Annotated in this window: 14 protein-coding genes; 5 read left to right on the forward strand and 9 right to left on the reverse strand. The window is 63.6% G+C overall.

The window, feature by feature from the left end; genetic code table 11:
* The first annotated feature begins 33 nt into the window (after window positions 1-33).
* Together Q5H92_RS24425 and Q5H92_RS24430 are read left to right on the forward strand one after the other, a co-directional pair.
* Window positions 34-1,296 (forward strand): zinc dependent phospholipase C family protein, encoded by a 1,263-nt coding sequence (locus tag Q5H92_RS24425; RefSeq protein ID WP_305014196.1) that lies wholly within the window; start codon window positions 34-36, stop codon window positions 1,294-1,296.
* Window positions 1,297-1,491: 195 nt separating this feature from the next.
* Window positions 1,492-6,366, forward strand: a complete 4,875-nt coding sequence (locus Q5H92_RS24430) for a beta strand repeat-containing protein (protein WP_305014197.1) — start codon at window positions 1,492-1,494, stop codon at window positions 6,364-6,366.
* Window positions 6,367-6,639: 273 nt separating this feature from the next.
* Here Q5H92_RS24430 and eutC read toward each other — a convergent pair whose 3' ends face one another.
* From eutC to Q5H92_RS24445, 3 genes are all read right to left on the reverse strand, one after another.
* A complete protein-coding gene (gene eutC, locus Q5H92_RS24435; protein ID WP_305014198.1) occupies window positions 6,640-7,386 on the reverse strand; it encodes an ethanolamine ammonia-lyase subunit EutC in 747 nt (248 codons plus the stop codon).
* A 30-nt stretch (window positions 7,387-7,416) separates the two neighbouring features.
* Window positions 7,417-7,893, reverse strand: coding sequence for a cupin domain-containing protein (locus tag Q5H92_RS24440; RefSeq protein WP_305014199.1), 477 nt, complete (start codon window positions 7,891-7,893; stop codon window positions 7,417-7,419).
* A gap of 99 nt (window positions 7,894-7,992) precedes the next feature.
* A complete protein-coding gene (locus tag Q5H92_RS24445; protein WP_305014200.1) occupies window positions 7,993-9,381 on the reverse strand; it encodes an ethanolamine ammonia-lyase subunit EutB in 1,389 nt (462 codons plus the stop codon).
* A gap of 300 nt (window positions 9,382-9,681) precedes the next feature.
* Between Q5H92_RS24445 and Q5H92_RS24450 the strand changes: the two genes are divergently transcribed.
* Window positions 9,682-10,563: a T9SS type A sorting domain-containing protein gene (locus tag Q5H92_RS24450; protein ID WP_305014201.1), complete on the forward strand. Its 882-nt coding sequence runs from the start codon at window positions 9,682-9,684 to the stop codon at window positions 10,561-10,563.
* 154 nt (window positions 10,564-10,717) lie between these two features.
* Here Q5H92_RS24450 and Q5H92_RS24455 read toward each other — a convergent pair whose 3' ends face one another.
* The 4 genes from Q5H92_RS24455 to Q5H92_RS24470 form a co-directional block, all read right to left on the reverse strand.
* Complete coding sequence (locus Q5H92_RS24455; RefSeq protein WP_305014202.1) at window positions 10,718-11,596, reverse strand: EamA family transporter; 879 nt, start codon at window positions 11,594-11,596, stop codon at window positions 10,718-10,720.
* Complete coding sequence (locus Q5H92_RS24460) at window positions 11,596-12,990, reverse strand: TolC family protein (RefSeq protein WP_305014203.1); 1,395 nt, start codon at window positions 12,988-12,990, stop codon at window positions 11,596-11,598. Before Q5H92_RS24460 ends, Q5H92_RS24455 begins: the two co-directional genes overlap by 1 nt.
* Before the next feature lie 130 nt (window positions 12,991-13,120).
* On the reverse strand, window positions 13,121-16,228 hold the full coding sequence (locus Q5H92_RS24465; RefSeq protein WP_305014204.1) for an efflux RND transporter permease subunit: 3,108 nt from the start codon (window positions 16,226-16,228) through the stop codon (window positions 13,121-13,123).
* 116 nt (window positions 16,229-16,344) lie between these two features.
* The gene (locus tag Q5H92_RS24470) at window positions 16,345-17,571 is read right to left on the reverse strand and encodes an efflux RND transporter periplasmic adaptor subunit (protein ID WP_305014205.1); all 1,227 of its coding nucleotides are present in this window, start codon (window positions 17,569-17,571) and stop codon (window positions 16,345-16,347) included.
* A gap of 182 nt (window positions 17,572-17,753) precedes the next feature.
* Between Q5H92_RS24470 and Q5H92_RS24475 the strand changes: the two genes are divergently transcribed.
* The gene (locus Q5H92_RS24475; RefSeq protein WP_305014206.1) at window positions 17,754-18,110 is read left to right on the forward strand and encodes an MGMT family protein; all 357 of its coding nucleotides are present in this window, start codon (window positions 17,754-17,756) and stop codon (window positions 18,108-18,110) included.
* Window positions 18,111-18,131: 21 nt separating this feature from the next.
* Here the strand turns inward: Q5H92_RS24475 and Q5H92_RS24480 are convergent, their stop codons facing one another.
* Together Q5H92_RS24480 and Q5H92_RS24485 are read right to left on the reverse strand one after the other, a co-directional pair.
* On the reverse strand, window positions 18,132-19,583 hold the full coding sequence (locus Q5H92_RS24480; protein ID WP_305014207.1) for a hypothetical protein: 1,452 nt from the start codon (window positions 19,581-19,583) through the stop codon (window positions 18,132-18,134).
* Between the two features lie 174 nt (window positions 19,584-19,757).
* Window positions 19,758-21,206 carry a hypothetical protein gene (locus tag Q5H92_RS24485; RefSeq protein ID WP_305014208.1) on the reverse strand — a complete coding sequence of 483 codons (1,449 nt, stop codon included), beginning with the start codon at window positions 21,204-21,206 and terminating at the stop codon, window positions 19,758-19,760.
* Between the two features lie 183 nt (window positions 21,207-21,389).
* On the opposite strand from Q5H92_RS24485, the gene Q5H92_RS24490 reads away from it, so the two are divergent.
* Window positions 21,390-24,083: a TonB-dependent receptor gene (locus Q5H92_RS24490; RefSeq protein ID WP_305014209.1), complete on the forward strand. Its 2,694-nt coding sequence runs from the start codon at window positions 21,390-21,392 to the stop codon at window positions 24,081-24,083.
* Window positions 24,084-24,142: the final 59 nt, after the last annotated feature.

The following is a 24,142-nucleotide window of genomic DNA, read 5'->3' on the forward strand; positions in this document are numbered from 1 at the left end:
CAGCTCCCAGCGTCGGGCTTACTTATTTTCTGCATGTCCCGCATTTATTTCCTGTTGCTAGCGGTGCTGCTGGCTTTTTCGGCCCGTCCGGCGGCGGGCTACGCCGTGCTGACGCACGAGGCCAACATTGATTCGACCTGGGAGCGCTGCCTGGTGCCGGCCATTCTGAAGCGCTACCCCACCACCACGCCCGAAGAGTTGATTGATGCCAAGGCGTATGCCTACGGCGGGGCCATTATTCAGGACATGGGCTACTATCCGTTTGGCTCGGTGCTGTTTACGAACCTGACGCACTACGTGCGCTCGGGCGATTTTATTCGCAACCTGATTCTGGAAGCGCAGGACCGCAACGACTACGCTTTTGCCTTGGGCGCGCTGGCCCACTATTCGGCCGACCTCAATGGCCACTCCGAAGGCACCAACCGGGCCGTGCCGCTGGTGTACCCCGACCTGAAAGCCAAGTACGGCGACGTAGTGACCTACGAGCAAGGCAAGGTGCAACACGGGCAGTTGGAATTTTCCTTCGATGTGGTGCAGCTGGCCAACGGCAAGTACCACAGCCAGGACTACCACCAGAAAATCGGTTTCAAGGTGAGCAAGGCGCCGCTGGAGCGGGCCTTCCTGAAAACCTATGGCCTGGAGCTGGGCCAGGTGATTGTGAACGTGGACCTGAGCATTGCCAGCTTCCGCTTTGCGGTGAGCCAGCTGATTCCGCAGGCGGCCCGGGCGGCCTGGCACTACAAGCGCAAGGACATCATGAAGCTGAGCCCCGGCGCCCGGCGCCGCGACTACATGGCGCGCAACCACCCCAAAGCTTTCCGCAAGGAGTTTGGCAATGACTACCAGAAACCGGGTTTTGGGGCGCGCATCATCTCGTATTTTATTCGGGTGCTGCCCAAGATTGGGCCGCTCAAGCCGTTCGCCTTCAAGCTGCCCACGCCCGAGGCCGAGCAGATTTTCCGGGCCAGCTTCCGCAAGGTGATGGCCAGCTACTGCGCCAACGTCGCTCGGCAGCCGGCCGATACGGCCGCCGCCCCACTCCCCCTCGTCAATTCCGACTTCGACACCGGCAAGCCCACACACGCCGGCGAGTATGGCCTGGCCGATGAGACGTATGGCGAGTGGGTGCGCAAGCTGGCTAAAAAGAAATTTGAGGCCCTGAGCCCAACCGCTCGGCAAAACATTCTGGCCTTTTACGGCAGTACGCCGAAGCAGCCGAAATCGGAAGATGAGAAGGAAGGCGACAAAGAGAAGGAAACCCAGGAAGCACTGGAGCAGCTGCGGGCGCTGCGCTGAATGCTGCCAGAATGAGGAAAATGTTAACTAATCAAGAGCCGTTTGGGCCTCCTGATTTTTTGCCTACCTTGGCTAGGTGTTTTCAGAAATTAGGTTTGAAGATTAGATACCATGCGCCGATTATCTTGTAGAAAAACACATAGTAGGTCGTACATCTAATGTATTTTCACTTTTCACTCCTTCACTTTTTCGCTTATGTTTCAAACTTACAGGAATGGGCAGCCCTTTCGCTGGGCGCGGCTGCTAACTTTACTGGTGATGCTGCTGCCGCTGGCGGGGCGGGCCCAGGTGGTAATCAGTCAGATATACGCCGGTGGTGGCAGTGGTACCGCCGGCACCACCTACAAGCGCGATTATGTTGAGCTGTTCAACCGCGGAGCGACTTCGGTTGATATCAGCAACTACAGCATTCAGTATGCTTCCGCCACAAGCACGACGGGTAGCTATGCGGTGAATGCGATAACCGCCACACCGGGTACGGCCATCAACCTGCAGCCCGGCCAGTTCTACACCGTGGTGCTGGGCAGCGCCGGCACCGCCGGGGCCGACATTCTGCAGGGAACGGGTGCGGGGCAAGCCGACTATGTGACGGCCACCAGCAGCAGCAGCTTGTCGAACACCGCGGCCAAGTTGGCGCTCACCAGCAACAGCACGGCGCTTGGAATCAACAGCGGGCCCACGCCGCCCACCTCGGCTGCCCTGGTTGATTTTGTCGGGTTCGGCACCACGGCCAACGCCTACGAAGGCACCGGCCGCGCCCCGGCCCCCACCAGCACGGTCACGGCGCTTTTCAGGGCTGGCAGTGGCTGTACGGATTCCAACGATAACGCGGCAGACTTTGCCAACGGCACGCCCGTGCTGCGCAACCGGTCGACCACGCTGGCGCCTTGCAGCGCTCCCGCCACCTGCGCTGCGCCAGGCACGCCCAGCTTCTCGGGCACCACGAGCACGAGCACCGTGGTTAGTTTCACGCCGAACGCGACCAACGTAGGGCCCTACACCGTGACGGCGGTGCCTGCTACCGGTACCACCGTGACGGCTACGGGCAGCGGCTCACCCATCACGCTCTCGGGCCTGGCGCCGAGCACCAGCTATTCCGTGACCGTGACGGGCACCTGCACGGCGGCCACGGGCGGCGGCACCAGCCCCACCTCGACGGCGGCTACGGCCACCACGCCGGCCACGCCCTGCACGGCCCCCACCGGTGTGGCGGCCAATAGCATCGGCACCACCACGGCCAGCATTTCCTTCACTGGCAACGCTACCGCCACGGGCGGCTACACCGTGACTTATACCGCCGCCGGGGGCACTACCCTGACGCAAGCGGGTACGGCTTCGCCCATTGCCCTGAGTGGGCTCACGCCGAACACCACCTACACCGTGACGGTGAGCAGCAACTGCGGCGGCACCACCACGGCCACCTCGACCCCGGCCATCACCTTCGACACGCAGGCACCGGTCCCGACGCTGACCAGCATCAACCCCACCAGCATTCCGGCCGGCCAGACCACGACCGTGACCTTCACGGGCACCGATTTTATCAGTGGGGCCACTGTGAGCTTCAACGGCGCCAACGTGCCGACGAACGTGACCAGCAGCACCACGCTGACGGCGGACCTAGCGGCGCCGGCTTCGACTACCACCACCACTTTCCCGGTGGCTGTGACCACCACGGGCGGCACCAGCGGCACCCAGACGCTGACGGTAACGGGGACGCCCACGGGCTTCTTCGAGCCGTTTGAGATGGGCACCAAGGGCGCTTATACAACAGGCTCGGTGACGCTGGCCACGGGCAGCTACACCTTTGATGAAGCGCTGCTCGGCACGGCGAACAATGACTTGAAGAATGGCGCTAAGAGTGCCCGCATTCGCCAGGGCTCGGTAACCATGAACTTCGACAAGGCCAATGGTGCCGGTACTATCACGTTGCTGGCTGGCAACTACTCCGGCGACAGCAACGGCCAGTTGGTGGTGTCGGTATCGAACGGTGGCACGACGGCTTACACCGCTTATATCAGCCCTACAACAGCCGTTACCAATACCCTTCAACCGTACACTTTTACGGCCAATATTGCCGGGCCGGTGCGCATTCGCATCAGCAACTCAGCCGCCAGCGGCCGGATTTCGGTCGATGACCTGCAGATTTCGGATTACACGGCGCCGGTGGCGTGCAGCGCCCCCGGCACGCCCACGTTCAGCAACATCACCCAGACCTCGGCCGACGTGACCGTGGCGGCCGGACCGAACGGCACGGGCCCCTTCACCGTGACGGCAACGCCGGCGGGCGGCGGCACGGCCATTACGGCCACGGGCGCTTCGCCGGTTGGCCTGACGGGCCTCACGGCCGGTACCAGCTACTCGGTGACGGTGACCTCGAACTGCAACACCGGTTTTGCGAGCCCCAGCCAGCCCTCGACGGCCGTGACGCTGACTACCGCCGCCGCGCCCGCTCCCACGCTGGCCGTGACGCAGGGCGCCACCAGCTACCCCAGCGGCGGCACCGCCTACAGCTTCGGCAGCCAGACGCTGGCCACTACCAGCGCGCCGGTAGCCTTCACGCTGACCAACAGCGGCACCGGCACGCTCACCATCAGCAGCATCGTCACCACCGGCAACTTTGCCGTGAGCGGCACGGCGCCCACCACCATAGGCGCCGGCAGCACGGCCACCGTGAGCGTGACCTTTACGCCTACTGCCACCGGCACCCGCACGGGCACACTGGTAATTAACTCGAATGCCACCACCGGCGCCACCTACACCGTGAACCTGACCGGCAACGGCACGGCGGTGCCCGCGCCGGAAATTGATGTGCTGCAGGGCGCCACGGCTTATGCCAGCGGCAGCACCTACAGCGGCTTCCCCACCACCACGGTGGGCAGTTTCAGCCCGGTTTCCTTCACGGTGCAGAACACGGGCTCGGCTACGCTGACCATTAGCAGCTTGGCTGCTACCGGCGACTTTACCGCCAGTGGCCCCGCCACGCCCTTCACCATTGCGGCCGGCAACTCGGCCACGGTGTCGGCGGTGTTTGGGCCTACAGCGCCGGGCACCCGCACCGGCACGATTACCATCAACAACAACGACAGCGACGAAGGCACCTACATCATCAACCTGAGCGGCAACGGTCAGGCGGCCGCGCTGCCCGACCTAACGGTGAGCAGCGGCACGCCCACGGCCCCCACGCCCATTTCGGGCAACTACAATAACGTGACCATTGCCCCGGGCGGCAATGCCATCGTGAGCGGGGCCCTCACCGTGGCCGGCACCCTCGCGGTGCTGCCCAACGGCCTGCTGATTCAGAACTGCCAGTCCATCTCGGGCGCGGGCAGCTTCGTGCTGCAGGCCGGCGGGGCGCTGGCCATTTGCGACCAGGCCGGTATTTACACTACGGGGGCGCTGGGCGCTATCCGCGTGTCGGGCACCCGGTCTTACAACGCCGGGGCGGCCTACATCTACAACGGTACGTCGGCTCAGGTGACGGGGCCGGGCCTGCCCGCGCAAGTAGCCGCTTTGGGCGTGAACAACGCTACCGGCCTCACCCTGAGCCAGGCCCTCTTCGTGTCCCAGCAGGTGACCCTGCAGGTGGGCAACCTGAACACGGGCGGCCAGACGTTCACGCTGCTCTCGTCGGCCACCGGCACGGCCGTGCTCGACAATGGCACGCAGGGCAGCGTGGTGAACGGCACGGCCACCGTGCAGCGCTACATCAACAGCGCCAATGCCATTGGCTACCGCCACTACTCGGCGCCGGTGAGCAACACCACGGTGGACGACCTGGCCACGGCCAACTTCACGCCGACGTTTAATACGAACTACAATACCTCGGCCACGCCGAGCCTGACCACGCCTTTCCCCACCGTGTTTGGCTACGACCAAGGCCGCGTGACCACCGTGACCTCGAACTACGTAGGCTTCGACAAAGGTTGGTTCGTGCCGGCCTCGGGCAGTGCCATGACGGTGAACCGGGGCTATACCGTGAACGCGCCCAACACCGCGCTGGTGGACTTCGTGGGCTTGCTAAACAACGGCGCCCAGAACTCGGGTACGTTGAACTGGGGTACTAGCCCCGACGGGGGCTGGCAATTTCTGGGCAACCCTTACCCGGCCCCGCTGGACTGGAGCACCGTAACGACCAGCCAGCGCCCCGGCGTGGACGGAGCCATGTACGTATTTCAGAGCAGCGGCCAGTATGGCGGCACCTACCGCACCTACTCTAACGGCATGGGTACTTCGTCTCTCATTCCCACGGCTTCGGGCTACTTCGTGCGCTTGCAGTTGCCGGTCAGCAGTGGCAGTGTGAACCTGACCAATGCCAACCGCGTCACGACTTTCGGCACGCAGCCGGCCTTCGGGCGCGGCGCGGCCGACACCCGCCCGCAACTGCAGCTACTGCTGAGCGGCGCCAACACCGGCCTCGATGAAGCCTACATCTACTTTGAAGCCGGCGCCACCGCCGGCCGCGATGCCGAATACGACGCCGCCAAACTGGCAAACCCCAGCGGCCTGAACCTGGCCTCGCTGGCCAATGGCGAGGAACTGGCCATCAACGGCCTGCCCACGCTGGGCAATGCCGCCGTGCTGGTGCCCCTCACGGTGCGGGTGCCGCAGGCCGGCAGCTACCGCTTCGAGGCAGCCGACTTGGCCAACTTCGCCGGTACGGCCACGCTGATTGACGCCCTCACCGGTACGCGCACGGTGCTGACCACTGGCACCAGCTACGCCTTCGCGCTGGCTGGTACTTCGGCCACGGGGCGTTTCTCGGTTGAGTTCCGGTCGGCCAATGCGCTGGCTACCACAGCTGCCCAGGCCCTGAACGCACAGGTGCAGCTGTTCCCGAACCCGACTTCGGGTTCGTTCCGCCTGCAACTGCCGGTGCTGAGCAACAAAGCCGCCGTGGCGGCCACGCTGCTCAATTCCCTGGGCCAAACCGTGCTGACCCGCTCACTGAGCGCGCCGGCCGGCCAGGCCATCGACACTGCCTTCGACGTGCGCGGCCTGGCTGCCGGCGTCTACACGCTGCGGCTGAATGTGAATGGCACGCCGCTGGTTCGCAAAGTGGTGATAGAATAACTGCCAACCGGCAGTGCAAAAGCCTCTTTTAAAAAGGCCGGCCTCATGGGGCCGGCCTTTTTTTTATGGCAGCTCAGAAAAAGCAGAAATGCGGCGCGCGTAATAGAAGCCGCTACAGGGGCGAAGCAGACCGCAAGCAAAAGGTTGGGGACGCCAAACGTTTCAAACGGCAGTAGAACAAAGCTGATTGAAGCAGAATGAGTGGCCAGAGGTGACAGCTATTGGGATATGCACTGTCGGCGCGGGACTTTCCCCTTTGAAATTCCCGCAAAATCAACTGGCTAGTAGGCCCGAATCGTCCTTCAGCTGCACGCCCGACAGCTGGCGCCGCAGCGCTTGCCGGAGCAGAAAGGCGAGCTTGTCGGCCGCCGGCTTGTAGCCCAGCCCGGCTGGCCGGATGTTCGACACGCAGTTGCGGGCCTCGTCGGTGAGGCCGGGGCGGGGGGCATAGGTGAAGTAGGCGCCCAGGCTGTCGGGCGAGCTCAGGCCCGGCCGCTCGCCGATGAGTACCAGTACCAGCCGCGCCCGCAGCAGGTGGCCGATTTCATCGCCCAGCGCCACGCGGGCCTGCCCGGCCAGCACCAGCGGCCCTATTCGGAAGCCCGCTTCCTGCAGCTGCGGCAGCAACAGTCGCAATAGTGGCATGGCATGGTCGTTGGTGGCCGTGGCCGAAAGCCCGTCGGCCAGCACAATGGCTAGTTCACAATCCCCCAAGGCCATTTCGGCCAACTGCGCCCGCGATGCTGCATCCAGCACCCGGCCGTGGTCGGGACGCTGCAAGTACACCTCGCGGCTGGTGGCCTGGCTGTGAACTGAGCCCAGGGGCAGCTTCAATTCCGCTAAATCGGCCAGCAGCCGGGCTGTATCAAGGGCTGAGTACACGGCATCGCGGGCATGGGCGTGGGCCAGCCGGAATGCCAGCGCTTCCGCCAGAGGCACGCTGGTGCCCGTGCGGCCCAGCGCAATGCGGGCGGCCGTGAAGGCGCGCAAGCCGGTCCAGGGGTCGGGGGAGGGGCTCATTGGCGGAGAAGGGAATGTACAAGAACGGCGCTAGGTAAACTGTTCAATAATCGCCGCCTGATCCGGAAACTCCTGGATGAGCCGGGTGCGGTCGGCCAGCTCAAAATCGTCAAAATCGAAGCCCGGCGCCACCGTGCAGCTCACCAGCGAAAAGCCCACGCCGCCCTTCACCCGAGCGCCAAACCAGGTGTGGGCCGGCACCACAGCCTGCGGCATTTCGCCCCGCCCTACCTCGTGGCCCAGCGTGAATGTGGTGAGGCCGTCTTCCAATAGCAGCACTTCCAGCGGCTGCCCTTGATGAAAAAACCACAGCTCGTCCGACTGGATACGGTGGAAATGTGACCGGTCGTTGTTTTCCAGCAGGTAGTAGATGGCCGTGCTCACGTTGCGCCGCGCGCCACTTTCGGCCGTGGTGTGAAGGCTGGCGCGGTAGGTTTCGCGGTAGTAGCCGCCTTCGGGGTGGGGCTGCAGGTGCAGCTGCTCAATCAGGTCCTGGGCGGTAGTCATGGGGCCGAAAGTAGGTAATAGCGCCAACTTTTAGTTCGCGTCGCAGAACGACAGCCGACAGGCGCGGGGACACGAACTGAAAGTTCGAGCTACGGCGCATTAGGACGGTTTCTGCAACGACCCCAGGCCCAGCAGCGGGTGTTGCGCCGCGGGCCGCAAGTGCCCACCTTCGCCAAAAATTCCCTGCCGCAACAGCCACGCCTCGAACTCCGGCGCCGGGCGCAAACCCAGCACCTGCCGCAGGTACAAGGCATCGTGGAAGGAGGTGGACTGATAGTTGAGCATGATGTCGTCGGCCCCCGGAATGCCCATGATGAAGTTGCAACCCGCCACGCCCAGTAGCGTGAGCAGATTGTCCATGTCGTCCTGGTCGGCCTCGGCGTGGTTGGTATAGCACACGTCCACGCCCATAGGCAGGCCCAGCAGCTTGGCGCAAAAATGGTCTTCCAGCGCCGCCCGCGTGATTTGCTTGCCGTCGTATAAATACTCCGGGCCGATGAAGCCGACCACCGAATTAACCAGCAGCGGCCGAAACCGCCGGGCCACGGCGTAGGCCCGCGCCTCGCAGGTTTGCTGGTCGAGGCCGTGGTGGGCGTTGGCCGAGAGGGCGCTGCCCTGGCCGGTTTCAAAATACATCACATCCTGGCCCAGCGTGCCCCGGTGCAGGGCCAGCGTGGCCTCGTGTGCTTCCTGCAAGAGGCTCAGGCTGATGCCGAAACTGGCGTTGGCCGCCTCGGTGCCGGCGATGGACTGGAACGTCAAATCCACGGGCGCGCCTTGCGCGATGAGCTGCAGCGTGGTCGTGACGTGGCAAAGCACACAGGTCTGGGTCGGAATTTCGTACTGCGCGCGCACGGCATCCAGCATGTGCAGCAGGTTGCCCACGGCCCGTGGGTTGTCGGTGGCCGGGTTGATGCCGATGACGGCGTCGCCGCTGCCATACAGCAGGCCATCGACAAGGCTGGCGGCGATGCCGCGCAGGTCGTCGGTGGGATGGTTGGGCTGCAGGCGCGTGGCCAAGTGCCCGCGCCGCCCCAGCGTGTTGCGAAACCGCGTGACGACTTCGCAGCGCCGGGCCACGCCAATCAGCTCCTGGTTGCGCATCAGCTTGCTCACGGCTGCCACCATTTCGGGCGTGAGGCCCGGCGCCAGCGCCTGTAGGGCCGCCCCCTCGGCCGCCTCCGACAGCAGCCAGTCGCGCAACTGCCCTACCGTGAAATGACTGATGGGCGCAAATGCGGCTTGGTCGTGCGTGTCGATAATCAGCCGCGTCACCTCGTCCTGCTCATACGGCACCAACGCTTCGCTGAGGAAAGCGCGCAGCGGCACGTCAGCCAGGGCATATTGGGCCGCCACCCGCTCCTCGTAAGTAGCAGCTGCTACGCCCGCCAGCACATCGCCCGAGCGCAGGGGCGAGGCCCGCGCCAGCAGCATTTTCAGGTCGTCGAACACGTAGACACGCTGGCCGATGGTGTGGCGGTAAGGCATGACGCTTTGCTTAATGAGGAATGAAGAGTGAGCAAGGAAGAAATGAAACGGGCAAAAGGAACGTCATGTCGAGCTTGCCGAGACATCTCGCGTGTCGAAGTAATCAAAGCCGTTTTCACGATTGAGCTACTACCACACGCGAGATGTCTCGGCAAGCTCGATATGATAGGCTGGTAAATTCTCAAACAGCTAGTTTAAATGTCAAATAGCCAGAAAAAATATAACTTGTTTAAACCCTGTGGCACCGGCTGCGTCTATGGGTTTGTTGTTGACCTTCCACCATTTACCCCCGGAATTACTATGAAAGCACCTTCACTCAAACTCTTCGGGCTTCTGTTGCTCGTGTTTCTATTGGCTAGTGTGGCGGGCGTGGCCCGGGGCGGCCGGCACCCCCACGAAGGCCGGCCCGGCGGCCGAGAAATAAAAGCCTATTACGAGGCCAACGTGCAGCCCGTGCTGCTCCGGCAGCGCCAGAAACTGGAGCTACAGCTTGCTGCCGACGACCGCGCCCAGCTTGCCACCTACCGCACCCAGCTCAAAGCGTTGCGGGAAAAAGGCCAGGCCCTGCACCAGGCCCTGATACCGGCCGCTGCCCCGCAGGGCGAGCGCCCCACCCTCACCGAGGCCCAGCGCGAGCAGTTCTATCAGCTGCACAAGGAAACGCGCGGCATTATGATGAACGTGGCCCAGATGGCCCAGCAATACAGCGCCATCCTTACCAAGCTGTCCGAAGAGTTGCAGCCCCAGAAGGAAAAATGGGCCACCGACATCAAAGCCATTGCCCTGAAAAATGCCACGCCCGAGCAGCAGGAGCACCTAGCCAAATTCGGCGGCCATATGCGCGGATTTGGCGAAATGCAACGCGTTTTCCGGCCCGTCATGTTTTTGCTGATGGAGCCCAAAGCAGAAGACTCCGAGCGCAGCCTCGGTGCCACCAGCTTCTATCCCAACCCGACCGTCGCCACCAGCCAGCTCGACTACGAGGTGAAAAAAGCCGGTCCCATTACCGTCAACCTGCTCGATAAAAACGGCAACCAGCTGCGCGCCCTTGTGAATGAGCCCAACGCCGAAAAAGGCCCGCACACCCAGCAGCTCAACCTGAGCGACCTGCCCGCCGGCACCTATTACTACCAGATTATCACCAGCGGCAGCAAGGAAACCAAGCGCTTCGTGAAGGAATAGTCACTTGCTTTGCCTGTCATTGCGAGGAGGCACGACGAAGCAATCCGTCCTGTCAAAACCAGACACGCCCTTTAACCAGAACGCCCCGGCACTGCGCAGTGCCGGGGCTTTTTGATGTTTGCCAGAGGACAAGCAGCACGCGCCGACGTCTGGGCTAGTCGCCTTGCAGCGCGGGCGCCGGCGCAGCCGTGAGCGTGGCCCCCACGCTGGCCACCACAATGAAACCCACGGCCAGCCATTGGCCCACGGTCAACTGCTCGCCCAGCAGCAGCCAGCCCGACAGCGCCGCCGCCACCGGCTCCAGGCTCATCAAAATGCTGAACGTGCGCGTGGGCAGCGTTTTCATGGCCTGCATTTCGAGCGAGAAAGGCAGCACGCTGGAGAACAGCGCCAGCAGCCCGCCCAGCAGCAACAGGTGCGGCGTGAGGGCCAGCAAGCTGCCGCTGGCCACGCCAAAGGGCAGCACCGGCAGCGCCGCAAACAGCATGCCCACCGTCACGGCCACCGGCCCCGGGAGCACGGCCGCCGTGCGCTGGCCCAGCACAATATAAACCGCCCAGCAGCCGCCCGCGGCCAGCGCCAGGGCCATGCCCGGCAGGTCGAGGCCGGTGCCGCCCCAGGGGGCGATGAGGGCAATGCCGCCCGCCGCCAGCAGGGCCCACAAAGCGTCGGTCCAGCGCCGCGAGCCGGCCAGCGCCAGCCCCAGCGGCCCCACAAATTCCAGCGTGACGGCCAGCCCGAGCGGAATGCGGGCTAGGGCGCAATAAAACAGAAAGTTCATGGCGCCCAGGGCCAGGCCGTAGGGTGCCACCGCCCGCCATTGCGCGGCCCGCAACTGCCCCAGCCGGGGCCGCACCACCGCCAGCAGCACCAGCGCCGACAAGCCAATGCGCAGACTGGTGGTGCCGGCCGCCCCTAGCACCGGAAACAGCCCTTTGGCAATGGCCGCCCCGCCCTGCACGCTCACAATAGAAAGCAGCACGGCCGGCACCGCGGGCACCGAAAAGCGCGAAGTCGTGGGCGCCGCCTGCATTATTGGGCGGCGCGCACCAGGTCGCCACTGAGGCGGCGCAGGGCAATTTCGGCCTGCTTGGCCGAGTAGCGGATGTCGAGCAGGCGGGTTTCGGCGTCGAGCTGGTTGCGCTGGGCTTCGCGCAGGGCCAGGGGCGTGAGCAGGCCCAGGCGGTAGCGCTCCAGGGCAATGTCCACGTTCTGGCGGGCCAGCTGAATATTGGTTTCCTCGAGGTCGAGCAGTTGGATAAAGTTCTGGTACTGCGCAAAAGCGGTGGCCGCGTCGGCGTCGAGCTGCAGGTCAGTTTGGGCCAGGCTGAGCTTGCTTTGCTCTTCCACCACGCGGGCGTTTTGCTCCTGGCGGCGGATATTAAAACCGTTGAAAATCGGTACCGACGCCGTGATGCCGTAGTTCAGGCCCACTGTGTTGTTGACGCTCGTGCTCAGCACCGGGCCGGTGGGCAGCGTGATAAACTGCGCGTTGTTGATGTTGCGGTTGATGCCGTAGCCCGTCACCAGCCCGATTTGGGGGAAGCGCGAGGCCGTCACCAGCCGGCGGTCGTAAGTGGCCACATCCACGCCCAGGCGGGCCTGGGCCAGGCGCGGGTTGTTGGCCTTGATGCCGGTCGTCACCACATCCTCGCGCAGGTCGCGGGTCACGGTCAGGCTGTCGCTGGGCTCAAAATCCTGGCGCGGGGCGCGGCCCAACAAGTTGTTGAGGGTGATTTTGGCAGCTGCCAGGGCCTGTTGTTGCTGCAGGAAAAGGCTGCGGTCGGCGTTGTAGTCCACGCGGGCGGTCAGCACTTCCACTTTGGCGCTCACGCCCACGTCTACCTGGGCCTGGGTGAGGTCGATGCGGGCCTGACCGATTTTCAGGGCCTCTTCCAGCGAGGTGATTTTGCCGGCCTGCCGCACCACGTCGTAGTAGGCGTTGGTCACGGTTTCCACGGTTTCCTCCACCGTGGCGCGGGTGATTTGCTGCTGCTGCTGGCGCAGGGTTTTCAGCCGGTCGTAGGCGATAAACATCCCAAAACCATCGAACAGCGTCCAGCCCAGCGTCACGTTCGAGTTCAGCAGATTCGACGTGCCGCCGTTGATGACACGCGGCGCGTTGTCGCCCACCGTCGAGGTAATGTTGTTGTTGTTGAATGTCCGGGTCAGGTTGGCGTTGATGTTGGGCAGCTGGCCGGCGTTGCCGCGCGTCACGTTGTTTTCCGCAATCTGGGCGTCTTTTCGAGAAAGCAAAATGCCGTAGTTGTGCTGCAGCGCCTCGGCCACGGCCTGCTGCAACGACAGCCCCGGCGCTGGTGCTACCGTGGCCGGCCGCGCCAGCTGGTTGGGGCGCGTGGCGGGCAGCTGCTGCGCCAAGCCGGCGAAGGGGAAAAGAGAAAGAAAAAGAAAGGAAGGGAATTTCATGGAAGGAATAGCTGCCCCGAAAGGTGGTCATGCAGAGCGCAGCGAAGCATCTCGCGTGGGGTAGTAAATCAATCGATACAAGTCATGCACGCGAGATGCTTCGCTGCGCTTTGCATGACGTTCTGTTAAATTAAGCCGTCACCGCTTCCGGCTCAACGGCTGCTTTTTTAGCCGAATGCTTTTTGGCCGTGGCGAAATACGAGTACATCACCGGCACCACAAACAGCGTGAGGCCCGTGGCAAACAGCAGCCCGCCCACCACGCCAATGCCCATGGCCCGGCGGCCCAACGCGCCCGCGCCCTGCGCCATGGCAATGGGCAGAATGCCCAGCACGGCGCACAAGCTCGTCATCAGAATGGGCCGGAAACGGGCGGCCGAGCCTTCAATCAAACCAGTCATGTAATCGGCGCCTTTCTCCACACTCTGGTTGGCGAATTCGACGATGAGAATGCCGTTTTTCGTCACCAGACCCACCAGCATGATGATGCCGATTTGCGAGAACAGGTTCATGGTCTGGTTGAAGTACCAGAGGCTGAACAGCGCGCCCGACAAGGCCAGCGGCACCGTAATCATAATGATGCCCGGGTCGCGGAAGCTCTCGAACTGCGCGGCCAGAATCAGGTAAATCAGCACCAGCGCCAGCCCGAAAGCGAACAGCACCGAGGAGGAGCTTTCGGCAAAGTCGCGCGACTGTCCGGTGAGGGCCGTCGAGAACGAGTCGTCCAACTGCTTGTCGGCGATGGCCTGCATGGCGGCGATGCCTTCGCCCAGCGTCTTGCCCTTGGCCAGCGATGCCGAGAACGTAGCCGCGTTGTAGCGGTTGAAGCGGTAGAGCTGCGGCGGCGTGCTCTTCTCCACCAACGTAATCACGTTGTCGAGCTGCACGAGCTTGCCGCTGCGGTTTTTCACGTTCAGCGTGCGCACATCCAGCGGCTGGTTGCGGTTTTCGCGCGCCACCTGGCCGATAATCTGGTACTGCTTGCCGTTGCGGATGAAGTAGCCGTAGCGCTGCCCGCTGAGGCCGGCCTGTAGCGTCTGCGAGATGTCCTGCACGCTCACCCCCAGCGTCTGGGCCTTTTCGCGGTCAATCACCACGCGCAGCTCGGGCTTGTTGAACTTCAGGTTCACGTCCACGAAGCTGAAGGTTTTGTCGGCCAGCGCGGCTTCCAGAAACTTGGGCACGGCGGCCGTCAGCTTCTCAAAATCCTGCGTTTGCACCACGAAGCCCACCGGCAGGCTGCCGCCGCGCCCGCCGCCCCCGCCGGAACTAATGCTCTGGTCCTGCGACACCGACACGCGGGCGCCGGTGTATTTCTTCACAGTGGCCGTCAGAATGTCGGCCAACTGCTGCTGCGAGTGCGGGCGCTGCTCGGGGTCCTTCAGCAGCACGCGGGCGATGGCTGAGTTGGCCGCGCCGCCGCTGCTGCCGCCGCCGGGCGAAGTCACGGTCAGAATATTGTCGGCGTCCTGCTTGGAGCTGTCGGTCAGTACTTTGGTCAGCTCGCCCATGTAGTTGTCCATGTACTCGAACGAGGCGCCTTCCGGGGCCGTGGCGTTGATGCTGAGGCGGTTGCGGTCTTCCACCGGAGCCAGCTCCGAGGGCAGCGTTTTCATGAAAAACCAGATGCCCACACCCGTCATCGCCACCAGGCCCCAGGCCAGCCAGCGCCGGTCAAGGAAGGTGATGAGGGCGTTGCGGTAGCCGTTGGTGAGGCTCTGGAAGAAGGGTTCGGTCTTGCGGTACAGCCAGTTGTGGTCGCCGCCCGCCTTCAGCAGCTTCGAGCACATCATGGGCGTGAGCGTGAGCGACACAAAGGCCGAAATCAGCACCGAGCCGGCCAGCACAATGCCGAATTCGCGGAACAGCTTGCCCGTGATACCCGACAAAAACACCACCGGCAGAAACACCGCCGCCAGCACGATGGTAGTCGAAATAACGGCCATGAGGATTTCCTCCGAGCCATTTTTAGCCGCTTCCATCGGGCTTTCTCCTTCCTCAATTCGACTGTAGATGTTTTCCAGTACCACGATGGCGTCATCCACCACTAGGCTGATGGCCAGCACGATGGCCAGCAGCGTCAGCACGTTGATGGTGAAGCCCATCAAGTCCATCACGAAGAAAATGCCGATGAGCGACACCGGAATGGCCACCACCGGAATGATAGTAGAGCGCCAGTCGCGCAGAAACAGGAAAATCACGACCACCACCAGCACGAAGGCCTCAATAATCGTGTCCTCCACCTCCGCAATCGAAGCCCGGATAAACACCGAGTTGTCAAAACCAGTGCTCACCTTCAGGTCCTTGGGCAAGTCGTTCTGATATTGCTTCATCCGCTTGTTAAACTCGTCGGTGATGGCAATCTGGTTGGTGCCCGGCTGCGGAATGGCCATGATGCCCACCATCGGAATGCCGTTGCGGCGCAGGATGGTCTGGTCGTTTTCGGGGTATAGCTCGGCGTAGCCAATGTCGCTCAGGCGCACCAGCGAGGTGGGGTCGTTGCGGATAATCAGGTTGTTAAAGTCCGCTACGGTGGAGAGGCGGCCCATGGTACGCAGCGAGAGCTGGGTGCTCTGGCCCTGCACGGCGCCGCTGGGCAGCTCCACGTTTTCGCGGGCCAGGGCCTGCTGCACGTCCACCGGCGACACGCCCAGCGCGGCCAGCTTGATAGGGTCGAGCCAGAGGCGCATGGAGTACTTGCGCTCGCCCCACACGCGGATTTCGCTCACGCCGGGAATGGTTTGCAGACGCTCCTTGAGCACGTTGTTGGCGTAGTCGGTCAGCTCCAGCAGCGTGCGCGAGGAAGAACTTAAGTAGCTCAGGATGATGGGGGAGGAGTCGGCGTTGGCCTTGCTCACGGTGGGCGGGTCTACGTCGCGCGGCAGGCGGCCCTGCGCGCTTGATACCTTGTCGCGCACGTCGTTGGCGGCCGCTTCCAGGTCCACGTCGAGGTCGAATTCCACGGTGATGGTGCTGGCGCCGTCGCGGCTGGTGCTCGACAGGTTGCGGATGCCCGCGATGCCGTTGATGCCCTCTTCGAGCGGCTCGGTTATCTGGCTCTGAATCACGTCGGCCGAGGCGCCGGTATAGCTGGTTTGCACCGTGATAATAGGCGGGTCCACGCTCGGGTACTCGCGGATGGCGAGCGAGCGGAACCCGATGCCGCCAAAAATCACAATGAGCAAGCTCATCACGATGGCGAGCACCGGCCGGTTGATGCTGACGGAGGAAAGACTCATAATCTATTGATTGAACGAGGTTGAGACGCATACTTGCGTCTCGTCGTTGAACGATGACGCTCAGGCGGCACAGACGACGAGACGCAAGTATGCGTATCTACAATCGTGCAGCGTTACTATTTCTGTATTGAAACCCGGTCACCGGCTTTCACCTGCAAAATGCCGGTGCGAATAACCGTGTCGCCCACGGCCAGACCTTTGGTAATTTGGATAACCTTGTCCGAGCGCACGCCAATATTCACGGGTTGAACGGCGGCCTTGCCGTTTTTCACTGTGAACACCGTGTAGCCGCTGGCCACCGGCACCACGGCTTCGGTCGGAATCTGCAGGGCCTCGGCAGTTTCGCCTAGTTCCAGGTTCACCTTCACGAAACCGCCGGGGCGCAGCTCCATATTCTTATTAGCGTAAATAGCCCGCACCGGCAGCGTGCGCGACACGGGGTCAATCTGCGGGTTGATGGCGTAGACTTTGGCTTCTATTTTCTTGGTCGAAGCCTCATCGGTCACCTGCACCGGGTCGCCCACGCGCACGGCCGAGGCAAAGCGGCTGGGCACGTTGAAGTCAATCTTCACCGGCGACACCCGCGAGAGCGTGGTGATGGCCGTGCCCGGCGACACATAGGCGCCCACCGAGGTGTTGCGTAGGCCCAGAATGCCATCGAACGGCGCCCGCACGTAGGCTTTTTGCAAGGTCACGCGCAGGGCGGCGAGGTCGGCCTGCGAGGTGAGCAGGGCGTTTTGCGACTGCTCATATTCCTGCCGGCTGATGTATTCCTTGGCCAGCAGCGTGCGCTGGCGCTGCTCCTGGTCGCGGTAGAGCTTGATGTTGTATTCCTGCTTCTGAAGCTGAGCCTGCACATCGGCCGCGTTGATGGTGAACAGCAGCTGGCCCTTGCGCACGGCCTTCCCTTCCTGAATGTTGAGGCTGGTGATTTTGCCTGAAATCTCGCTCTGGATGGTCACCGACTCGTCGGCCATCACTGAGCCTGTCGAGGCCACTTCGTCGGAGAGCTTGGTGGCGGCTACCACGTACACCTGCACGGGCACTTTGGCGCCGGGGCCGCCCGCGCCGCCAGGCCCACCTTTGCCGCCCTTGGCACCGCCGGCCGCGCCACCTTTACCACCTTTTTCGCCCGCGTTTGGGCTGGGGAAATACGTCATCTTGGCCCAGACCATGCCGCCGATAACCAAGGCTGCTATCAACCAGCCCAGCCAGCTGCGTTTACCTTTCGGCGGTGTTTCCGGAGTTGGGGCAGGAGCGGAGGGTGGCGCAGCAGTGGGGGCGGGAGTGGAAGTGGTATCCCAGTTTTTGGGCGGGGCAGTCGTTTGGTTTTCAGAAGACATAGAAGGCAAGAACGCACAAGCGGCGGCGGATGTTCGGTAGCAAGCTCGGCGCTAGTGAAATACGGTAGCGGAGTGGCAGTGCCAGAACTAGCAATAGGGCAAAATTCGGGTGAAAAGTTGCTTCGCTGCCCATATAATAGACGTAGAAGGGCGCTACCCTGACCGAGACTACCTTCGCCCCGATGAAGCCGACCGCCCAAAACCCAACCGAACCGCGTAATTTTTTCCAGGACGTGCACGAGGTCGTGCGCCTCATTCCGCCCGGCCGCGTCACCACCTACGGCACTATTGCGCACTACCTGGGCGCCCGCCACGGCGCCCGCACCGTGGGCTACGCCATGATGGCCGCCCACACCGCCGAGCAGCCCGTGCCCGCCCAACGCGTGGTCAACCGCCTAGGGCACCTCACCGGGCGAATGCATTTCGCCACGCCCTTCGCCATGCAGGAAGCCCTCGAAGCCGAAGGCGTGCGCGTGGAGGAAGACCGGGTGGTCGATTTTCAGAAGCTGTTCTGGGACCCCAGCGTGGAGCTGGCTTGATAGTAGTGCTGCGTGGCGTTCCTACGGCTTGCCCCGCCGTTCCAGCGCGTCCACTTCGGCTTCGCCCTGGCGGGTGGGCATCCATTGCCAGGGGCTGGTGGCCGAGGCGCTGAGCAGCTTCACGTAGTTGGCGGTGGCGGTGCTGGGCACGGCCAGCGTGGCCGGCCCGCCCAAGGTGCCCATGCTCAGGCGCATGGGGCGGCCGAAGTGCGGCCAGGACAGCTCCAGGTACTCACCGGGGCGCAGCTGGCCTACTTCGTGGTCGTTGAGGAACACGCGCTGGACGGCATCGGGGGCGCTGGCCGGGCGGTATACGTACACAAAAGCCGTGTCTTTGCGCAAAGGCTGGCCGGGCGTGAGGAAGGGCGCCACCAGGCCGGTATGCAGGTCCAGCGAGTACACCATGGGCTGGCCGGTGTTATCGTTCATGGTGCCGCCCAGGTGCCCAACCCCGATTAGGCTGCTTTCGAGCAACCGTTTATTGCGCTGGTTCACGGCCAGCATGTCAATCGGCGCCGCTCCGACGAAGGTGTAGCAGTCGGCCTGCCGGGTAAGGGGGCGGTAGAAGTTGAGCTGCCGCACGTAGGCTTGCCGCCCATCCGAGAAGCCCCACACTTCGTGCCCGGGCACCCGGCTGCCGGCTGCGCTGCGGGCGTGCACCTTGAGCACCATGGTGCCCTTCCATTCGGAAGCGCTGCCCGCCGCCAGCGTGGCCGCGTGCAGGGTGTCGAGCTGCAGCCGGGTGAGGGTGTCGGGTTGGTTGGCCAGAAAATCATCGACTGTGAAGTATACGCCTCGGCGCGGCGCGGCCACCCGCGCAATGGCCGGGCGCACGGCCTGCGGCTGGTCGGTGGCCAGCTGGGCCAGGGTGCGAACCGGCCGTTTGGCCGCCGCGGCCCAGTCGACCACCGCGAGCTGGCGCAGGCAGTTGCCCAGCAGCGTGGCCAGGCGCACGGAGTGCTCAAAGTCCAGGCCCACGCCCGGGGCACTGACGCGGTCGGCCACGCGGCGCACAAAATGGTAGCCGTCGGGCTGCACAGCGTACACGTCGGCCATCAGGTCGGCCGACGACGTGCCGCCCCATTTTTTGCCGTCCACCAGTTCGCCCACCCGCAGCTGCCGCACGCACAGCACCACGGCGTGGTCGGTGGCCTGCCGGGGGGCCTGCTGCTGCATCCAAGCCGTGAGCTCGGGCACCAGGCCCTGCTCAAAAAGCACGGCCCGCTGCTTGTTGCTGATGCCGTGGATGATAACCCCGATGGCGCTTTGGCCCGGCCGGGTGTCCAGCACCTGCGCCACGTACCAATCGCGCACGGGCAGGCGAATAGTCTGCTCCTTAAGGTCGAGGTAGTACGGCCGGGCGCGCGGGGCCGAGTGGTCGGTTTGGGCTATGGCCGGTGCCGCGGCTACCCAAGCCATCAGCGCCAGCCACAAGCATCGCTGCCGAATAAAATCAGGTAGTAGAAAGCGCATCGAAAAACTTGGGAAAGGGGAAGTTAATGGTAGAGAAGTTTAGGGAAAGAACCGTCATGTCGAGCTTGCCGAGACATCTCGCGTGGGGTAGTAAATCCTGTCGATTGGATTGGTTCGGCGCGCGAGATGTCTCGGTAAGCTCGACATGACGGTTCTTTCCTCGCCGAAAAAGAATCACCTGCCCGCCTTGCTTAGTCGCTGAATGCGCCGCAACTCAAACTGGCCTTCCTTCACCGGCACCAGGCGGAAGGTGGGCGCGCTGCCATCTTCCGGCACCATGCATTCCAAATAGTTGGGCTGGCTGAAATCGGGCACGAACTGGTGGCAGCCTTTGGGCTCGCCCGCCACCTGCCCGCAGAGAGCAAGTTCCTGGCGGCGGTCGGTCCAGATTAACTTGGTCCACTGGCCGGCCTGCAGCATCAAAGGTTTCTGGCCGGTGATGCTGAGCGTGGCCGACCGGTTTTTCGCCGACTCCACCCGGCGGTACACGTACACGCGCGCCGTGTCGGGCACCGTCTGGAAGCCGTCGGCGTCGGTGTGGCCGGCTTCGGGCATGGGCAGTACGCGGCCGCTGGCCAGGTGCAGCTCGTACGGAATCATGGTGCCGCCGCCTTGGGCGGCGCCGGCAATGGCCGCGCCTATCGCGCCACCGGCCACGGCGGCCACGGCCATGTTGGTGGCCGCCTGCTCATCAAAAAGCGGTGGGCCAATGAAGGTGAAGTTGCGGCCATCGGCCGTGGGGAGCAGCTTGTAGAAGCGGCTTTTGTGCACAATCAGGGCTTCTCTGCCGTCGCTCAGGCCCCAGATGTCGTGGCGACTCACCGGCACGCGGGGGTTGCGGGCGTCGGTGCGCAGGTAGAACGCCTGCACCTCGTCGGTGCCGGCCCAGCGTTTGCCGGTGTGCGCGATGTGCTCAATGGCAAACGGGTACTTCGGCTCGCTCGGCGCGTTGTTCTGAAACTCCTGCAGGCTGCGGTAGAAGCCCCGCTGTGGCAGCGCCGCCAGCTGGATGGGAAAGCGCCGGCTGGTGGCCCCGCCCCGGCCGGCCAGGGCATCGGCGCGGGTCAGGACTTCGGCGTTGGGTGGGGCGGCGGGCAGGGCGGCCAGCTGGCGCAGGCCCTCCTGCAGCACCTGGGCCAGGTTGGTGGCGTGGTGCTTGGTCACCTCCAGGCCGGCGCGCCGGGTGGCGGCGCCCACGGGCAGCAGCACCCGAAACATGCTGTCGGGCAGCGGTTCCAGAAAATCGGCAATCAGCTCGGCCTCGGCGGCTTCGCTGCTGGCGCGCACGTCTTCGCTCAGGGCCAGGGCAAACACGCGCATGAGCACCGGACGGGCCTCGGCGCGCGCCGGCGCTTGCGTCTGGATGGCTTGCAGCAGCTCGGCGGCCATCGGCTGCGCGAAGTTGGCCGATACTACGTGGTTGTCGAGGCCCAGGCGCACGGGACCCAGGCGGCTACGGTCGGCGCGCAGGTCCAGCACGCGCGTCACCTGCCAGGGGCCGGCGGGCACGTCCAGCTTTTCAGCTTTCAAATCGATGTAGAGGGGCATGGCCTGCGCGCGGCCGGAGCGGGGCGACCCGAACAGCCCGGCCAGCAAAAGGCAGAAAGGAAGGAAGCGAGACATGTGCCAAAACTACAGCCTCCGGCCGACCCAAAAAAGGACCCGGTGGGCCCGGCCGGCGCTGGCTGCTAGGCTGAAGGACTTCCCGGAATTTCATGTAGCCGTAAAGTCCGGGCGCGCCGGCCGGGCCCGGGCCATGCCGTATATTTGTAGTCCCCGGAGCGTGCCGGGTTCCTTTTAGCAGGTATGAAACACTTTATTACTGTCTTTTGCGCCGTGTTGCTTTCCATGCCGGCGCTGGCCCAGACCACGTTTTCCATCCGAGGGCGCGTGCTCGACAAGGTGACCGGCGAAACCCTGCCCGGGGCTACGGTGCAGGTATCTGGCAACGGCCAGAACACTGGCAGCGGCGCCGACGCCGAAGGCGGCTACAAAATCAGCGGCCTGCCGGCCGGCACCTACACCGTGCAGGCCAGCTTCATCGGCTACAAGCCCAACACCCAAACCGTGAAGATTTCGACCCAGAGTGTGGTGGTCACCTTCACCCTCGGCTCCGACAACGCGAGCCTGGAGGAAGTGCAGGTGGTGGCCAGCCAGGCCCAAGAGCGTTCCACGCCGGTGGCTTTTTCGGCCGTGAACGAGGTGAAGCTGCGCGAAACCCTTTCGAACCGCGACCTGCCGATGATTCTCAACGAAACGCCCGGCGTGTACGCCACCCAGGGCGGCGGCGGCACCGGCGACTCGCGCATCAACGTGCGCGGCTTCGACCAGCGCAACGTGGCCGTGCTCATCAACGGTGTGCCCGTGAACGACATGGAAACCGGCCAGGTGTTCTGGTCGAACTGGGATTTGGGCGACGTCACCAAGTCGCTGCAGGTGCAGCGCGGCTTGTCGGCCTCCAAAATATCGGTGCCGTCGGTGGGCGGCAGCATCAACGTGCTCACCCGGGGCTTCGACGACAAGAAGTCGGTGCTGGCCCGCGTGGAAGGCGGCTCCAACAACTACCAGAAATACTCGCTCATGCTCAGTTCCGGCCAGCTCAAGGGAGACTGGGCCGTGACCGTGTACGGCTCGCGCCGCACCTCCGACGGCTGGGTCGATAAGGCTTTCGACGATGCCTGGACGTATTTCGGCAACGTGAGCAAGCGCGTGGGCAAGCACAGCCTGTCGCTCACGGGCCTGGGCTCGCCGCAGCGGCACGGGCAGCGCACCTTTCCGTTCTATTCGGTGAGCATGTATTCTTACGAAAAAGCCCGCGAACTGGGCGTGCCCGAATCCCGTTTGGAAAAAAGTGGCGACCGGGGCTTCCAGTACAACCCCTACTGGGGCACGCTGGACCGCTACACCCTCAACAACGGCGTGAAAACCAGCAACGGTCAGGAAGTGCTCAACGAGCGCACCAACTTCTACCACAAGCCCCAGATTAACCTCAACGACCTGTGGCAGGTGAACGACCGGTTCTTCGTGTCCACGGTGCTCTACGCCTCCTATGGCAACGGCGGCGGCAGCACCGGCCTCACCAGCGGCAACTCGAGCACGCTGACCCAGCGCAACGGGCAGACCGATTTCCAGGGCATCTACAACGCCAACATCCGCAACTTCCCCACGCAGCGCAACCCCACCACCGGCCGCGCCGATACCCTGTATGGCCAGCCCCGCGCGGCCACGGCCATGCTCGTCAACGCCGTGAACAGCCACCGCTGGTACGGCTTCGTGGTGGGCGGCGACTACCTGCTGAGCGACAAGCTCACGCTCTCGGCCGGCCTCGACGGCCGGACTTACACCGGCCTGCACTACCGCGAGGTGCGCGACCTGCTGGGCGCCGACTACGCTGCGCCCATCAACAACGCCAACGCGCCCGCCGGCACCCGGCTCGGTGTGGGCGACAAAATCAGCTACAACTACGACGGCAACACGCGCTGGCTGGGCGGCTACTCGCAGCTCGAGTACAAAACCCCGCTGCTCTCGGCCGTGGTGAGCGCCACCTTGTCGCAGGTGAGCTACCGCCGCATCGACTACTTCCAGAAAGTGCAGGCCGACGGCAGCCCCGTGCAAACCGACTGGGCGCGTTTCAAGGGCTACAGCTTGAAGGCGGGTGCCAACTACAACTTCACCGAGCACGATAACTTCTTTGCCAACGTGGGCTACAACAGCCGGGTGCCGTTCTTCAACCAGGTGTACACCACCTCCGGCCTAGCTTATCCCAACGTGCGCCCCGAGGGCATCACCAGCTTCGAGGTGGGCTACGGCATCAACTACCCCAGCCTGAAAGCGACCCTGAATGCTTACTACACGTTGTGGAGCAACAAATCGACCAATTCCTACAACGCGACCGATGGAATTTATACCTCGGTGCGCAACGTGGACGCCCGGCACGCCGGCGTCGAGCTGAGCATCGCGCAGGAAATCAGCCGCCGCTTGCAGCTCAACGCCGCCATCTCCCTCGGCGATTGGCGCTGGGTGGGCAAGGGCCTGGCCAACTACACCGACGAAGCCGGCTTTCCCATTGCCGGCCGGCAGCAGGACCAGCCGGTGTATCTCAACAACGTGCACGTGGGCGACGCCGCCCAGAATCAGTTTCAGCTAGGCCTGCGCTACGAGCCTTTCCGGGGCGCCTACATCCGGCCCTCGTTCCTGCTCTTCACCAAGTACTACAGCAGCTTCAACCCCGAAACTATCCTCGACCCCACCACCAGCACCGACTCGTACCGCCTGCCAACTTCCCGCAACCTCGACCTGCACTTTGGCTACGATTTCAAGCCCGTGTTGAAAGAGCGGGTGCGCCTTGGCTTCAAAGGCTCGGTGCTGAACGTGCTGAACGAGTTCTACTTCACCGACGTATCGAACCGTTCGAGCTCCAACACCAGCAGCCTCGACCTGCTACAGGCTTTCTTCAACCGTGGCCGGACCTTCACCCTCGGCCTCTCCGCTACGCTTTAGCGGTAAAACGGCGAATGCGTAAATGAGTAAGGGGGATGTTCAATGGCTTTCGGCCGTCG

The sequence above is a fragment of the Hymenobacter mellowenesis genome (assembly GCF_030581005.1).
Classification (GTDB): domain Bacteria; phylum Bacteroidota; class Bacteroidia; order Cytophagales; family Hymenobacteraceae; genus Hymenobacter; species Hymenobacter mellowenesis.

Excerpts from the sequence above, each read along its gene's own strand:
- Q5H92_RS24440 (WP_305014199.1), bottom strand. The coding sequence starts at position 7,893 with ATGACTACCGCCCAGGACCTGATTGAGCAGCTGCACCTGCAGCCCCAC.
- Q5H92_RS24480 (WP_305014207.1), bottom strand. The coding sequence starts at position 19,583 with ATGCGCTTTCTACTACCTGATTTTATTCGGCAGCGATGCTTGTGGCTG.
- Q5H92_RS24460 (WP_305014203.1), bottom strand. The coding sequence starts at position 12,990 with ATGAAATTCCCTTCCTTTCTTTTTCTTTCTCTTTTCCCCTTCGCCGGC.
- Q5H92_RS24430 (WP_305014197.1), top strand. The coding sequence starts at position 1,492 with ATGTTTCAAACTTACAGGAATGGGCAGCCCTTTCGCTGGGCGCGGCTG.
- Q5H92_RS24465 (WP_305014204.1), bottom strand. The coding sequence starts at position 16,228 with ATGAGTCTTTCCTCCGTCAGCATCAACCGGCCGGTGCTCGCCATCGTG.
- Q5H92_RS24450 (WP_305014201.1), top strand. The coding sequence starts at position 9,682 with ATGAAAGCACCTTCACTCAAACTCTTCGGGCTTCTGTTGCTCGTGTTT.
- Q5H92_RS24470 (WP_305014205.1), bottom strand. The coding sequence starts at position 17,571 with ATGTCTTCTGAAAACCAAACGACTGCCCCGCCCAAAAACTGGGATACC.
- eutC (WP_305014198.1), bottom strand. The coding sequence starts at position 7,386 with ATGAGCCCCTCCCCCGACCCCTGGACCGGCTTGCGCGCCTTCACGGCC.
- Q5H92_RS24490 (WP_305014209.1), top strand. The coding sequence starts at position 21,390 with ATGAAACACTTTATTACTGTCTTTTGCGCCGTGTTGCTTTCCATGCCG.
- Q5H92_RS24455 (WP_305014202.1), bottom strand. The coding sequence starts at position 11,596 with ATGCAGGCGGCGCCCACGACTTCGCGCTTTTCGGTGCCCGCGGTGCCG.
- Q5H92_RS24475 (WP_305014206.1), top strand. The coding sequence starts at position 17,754 with ATGAAGCCGACCGCCCAAAACCCAACCGAACCGCGTAATTTTTTCCAG.
- Q5H92_RS24425 (WP_305014196.1), top strand. The coding sequence starts at position 34 with ATGTCCCGCATTTATTTCCTGTTGCTAGCGGTGCTGCTGGCTTTTTCG.
- Q5H92_RS24485 (WP_305014208.1), bottom strand. The coding sequence starts at position 21,206 with ATGTCTCGCTTCCTTCCTTTCTGCCTTTTGCTGGCCGGGCTGTTCGGG.
- Q5H92_RS24445 (WP_305014200.1), bottom strand. The coding sequence starts at position 9,381 with ATGCCTTACCGCCACACCATCGGCCAGCGTGTCTACGTGTTCGACGAC.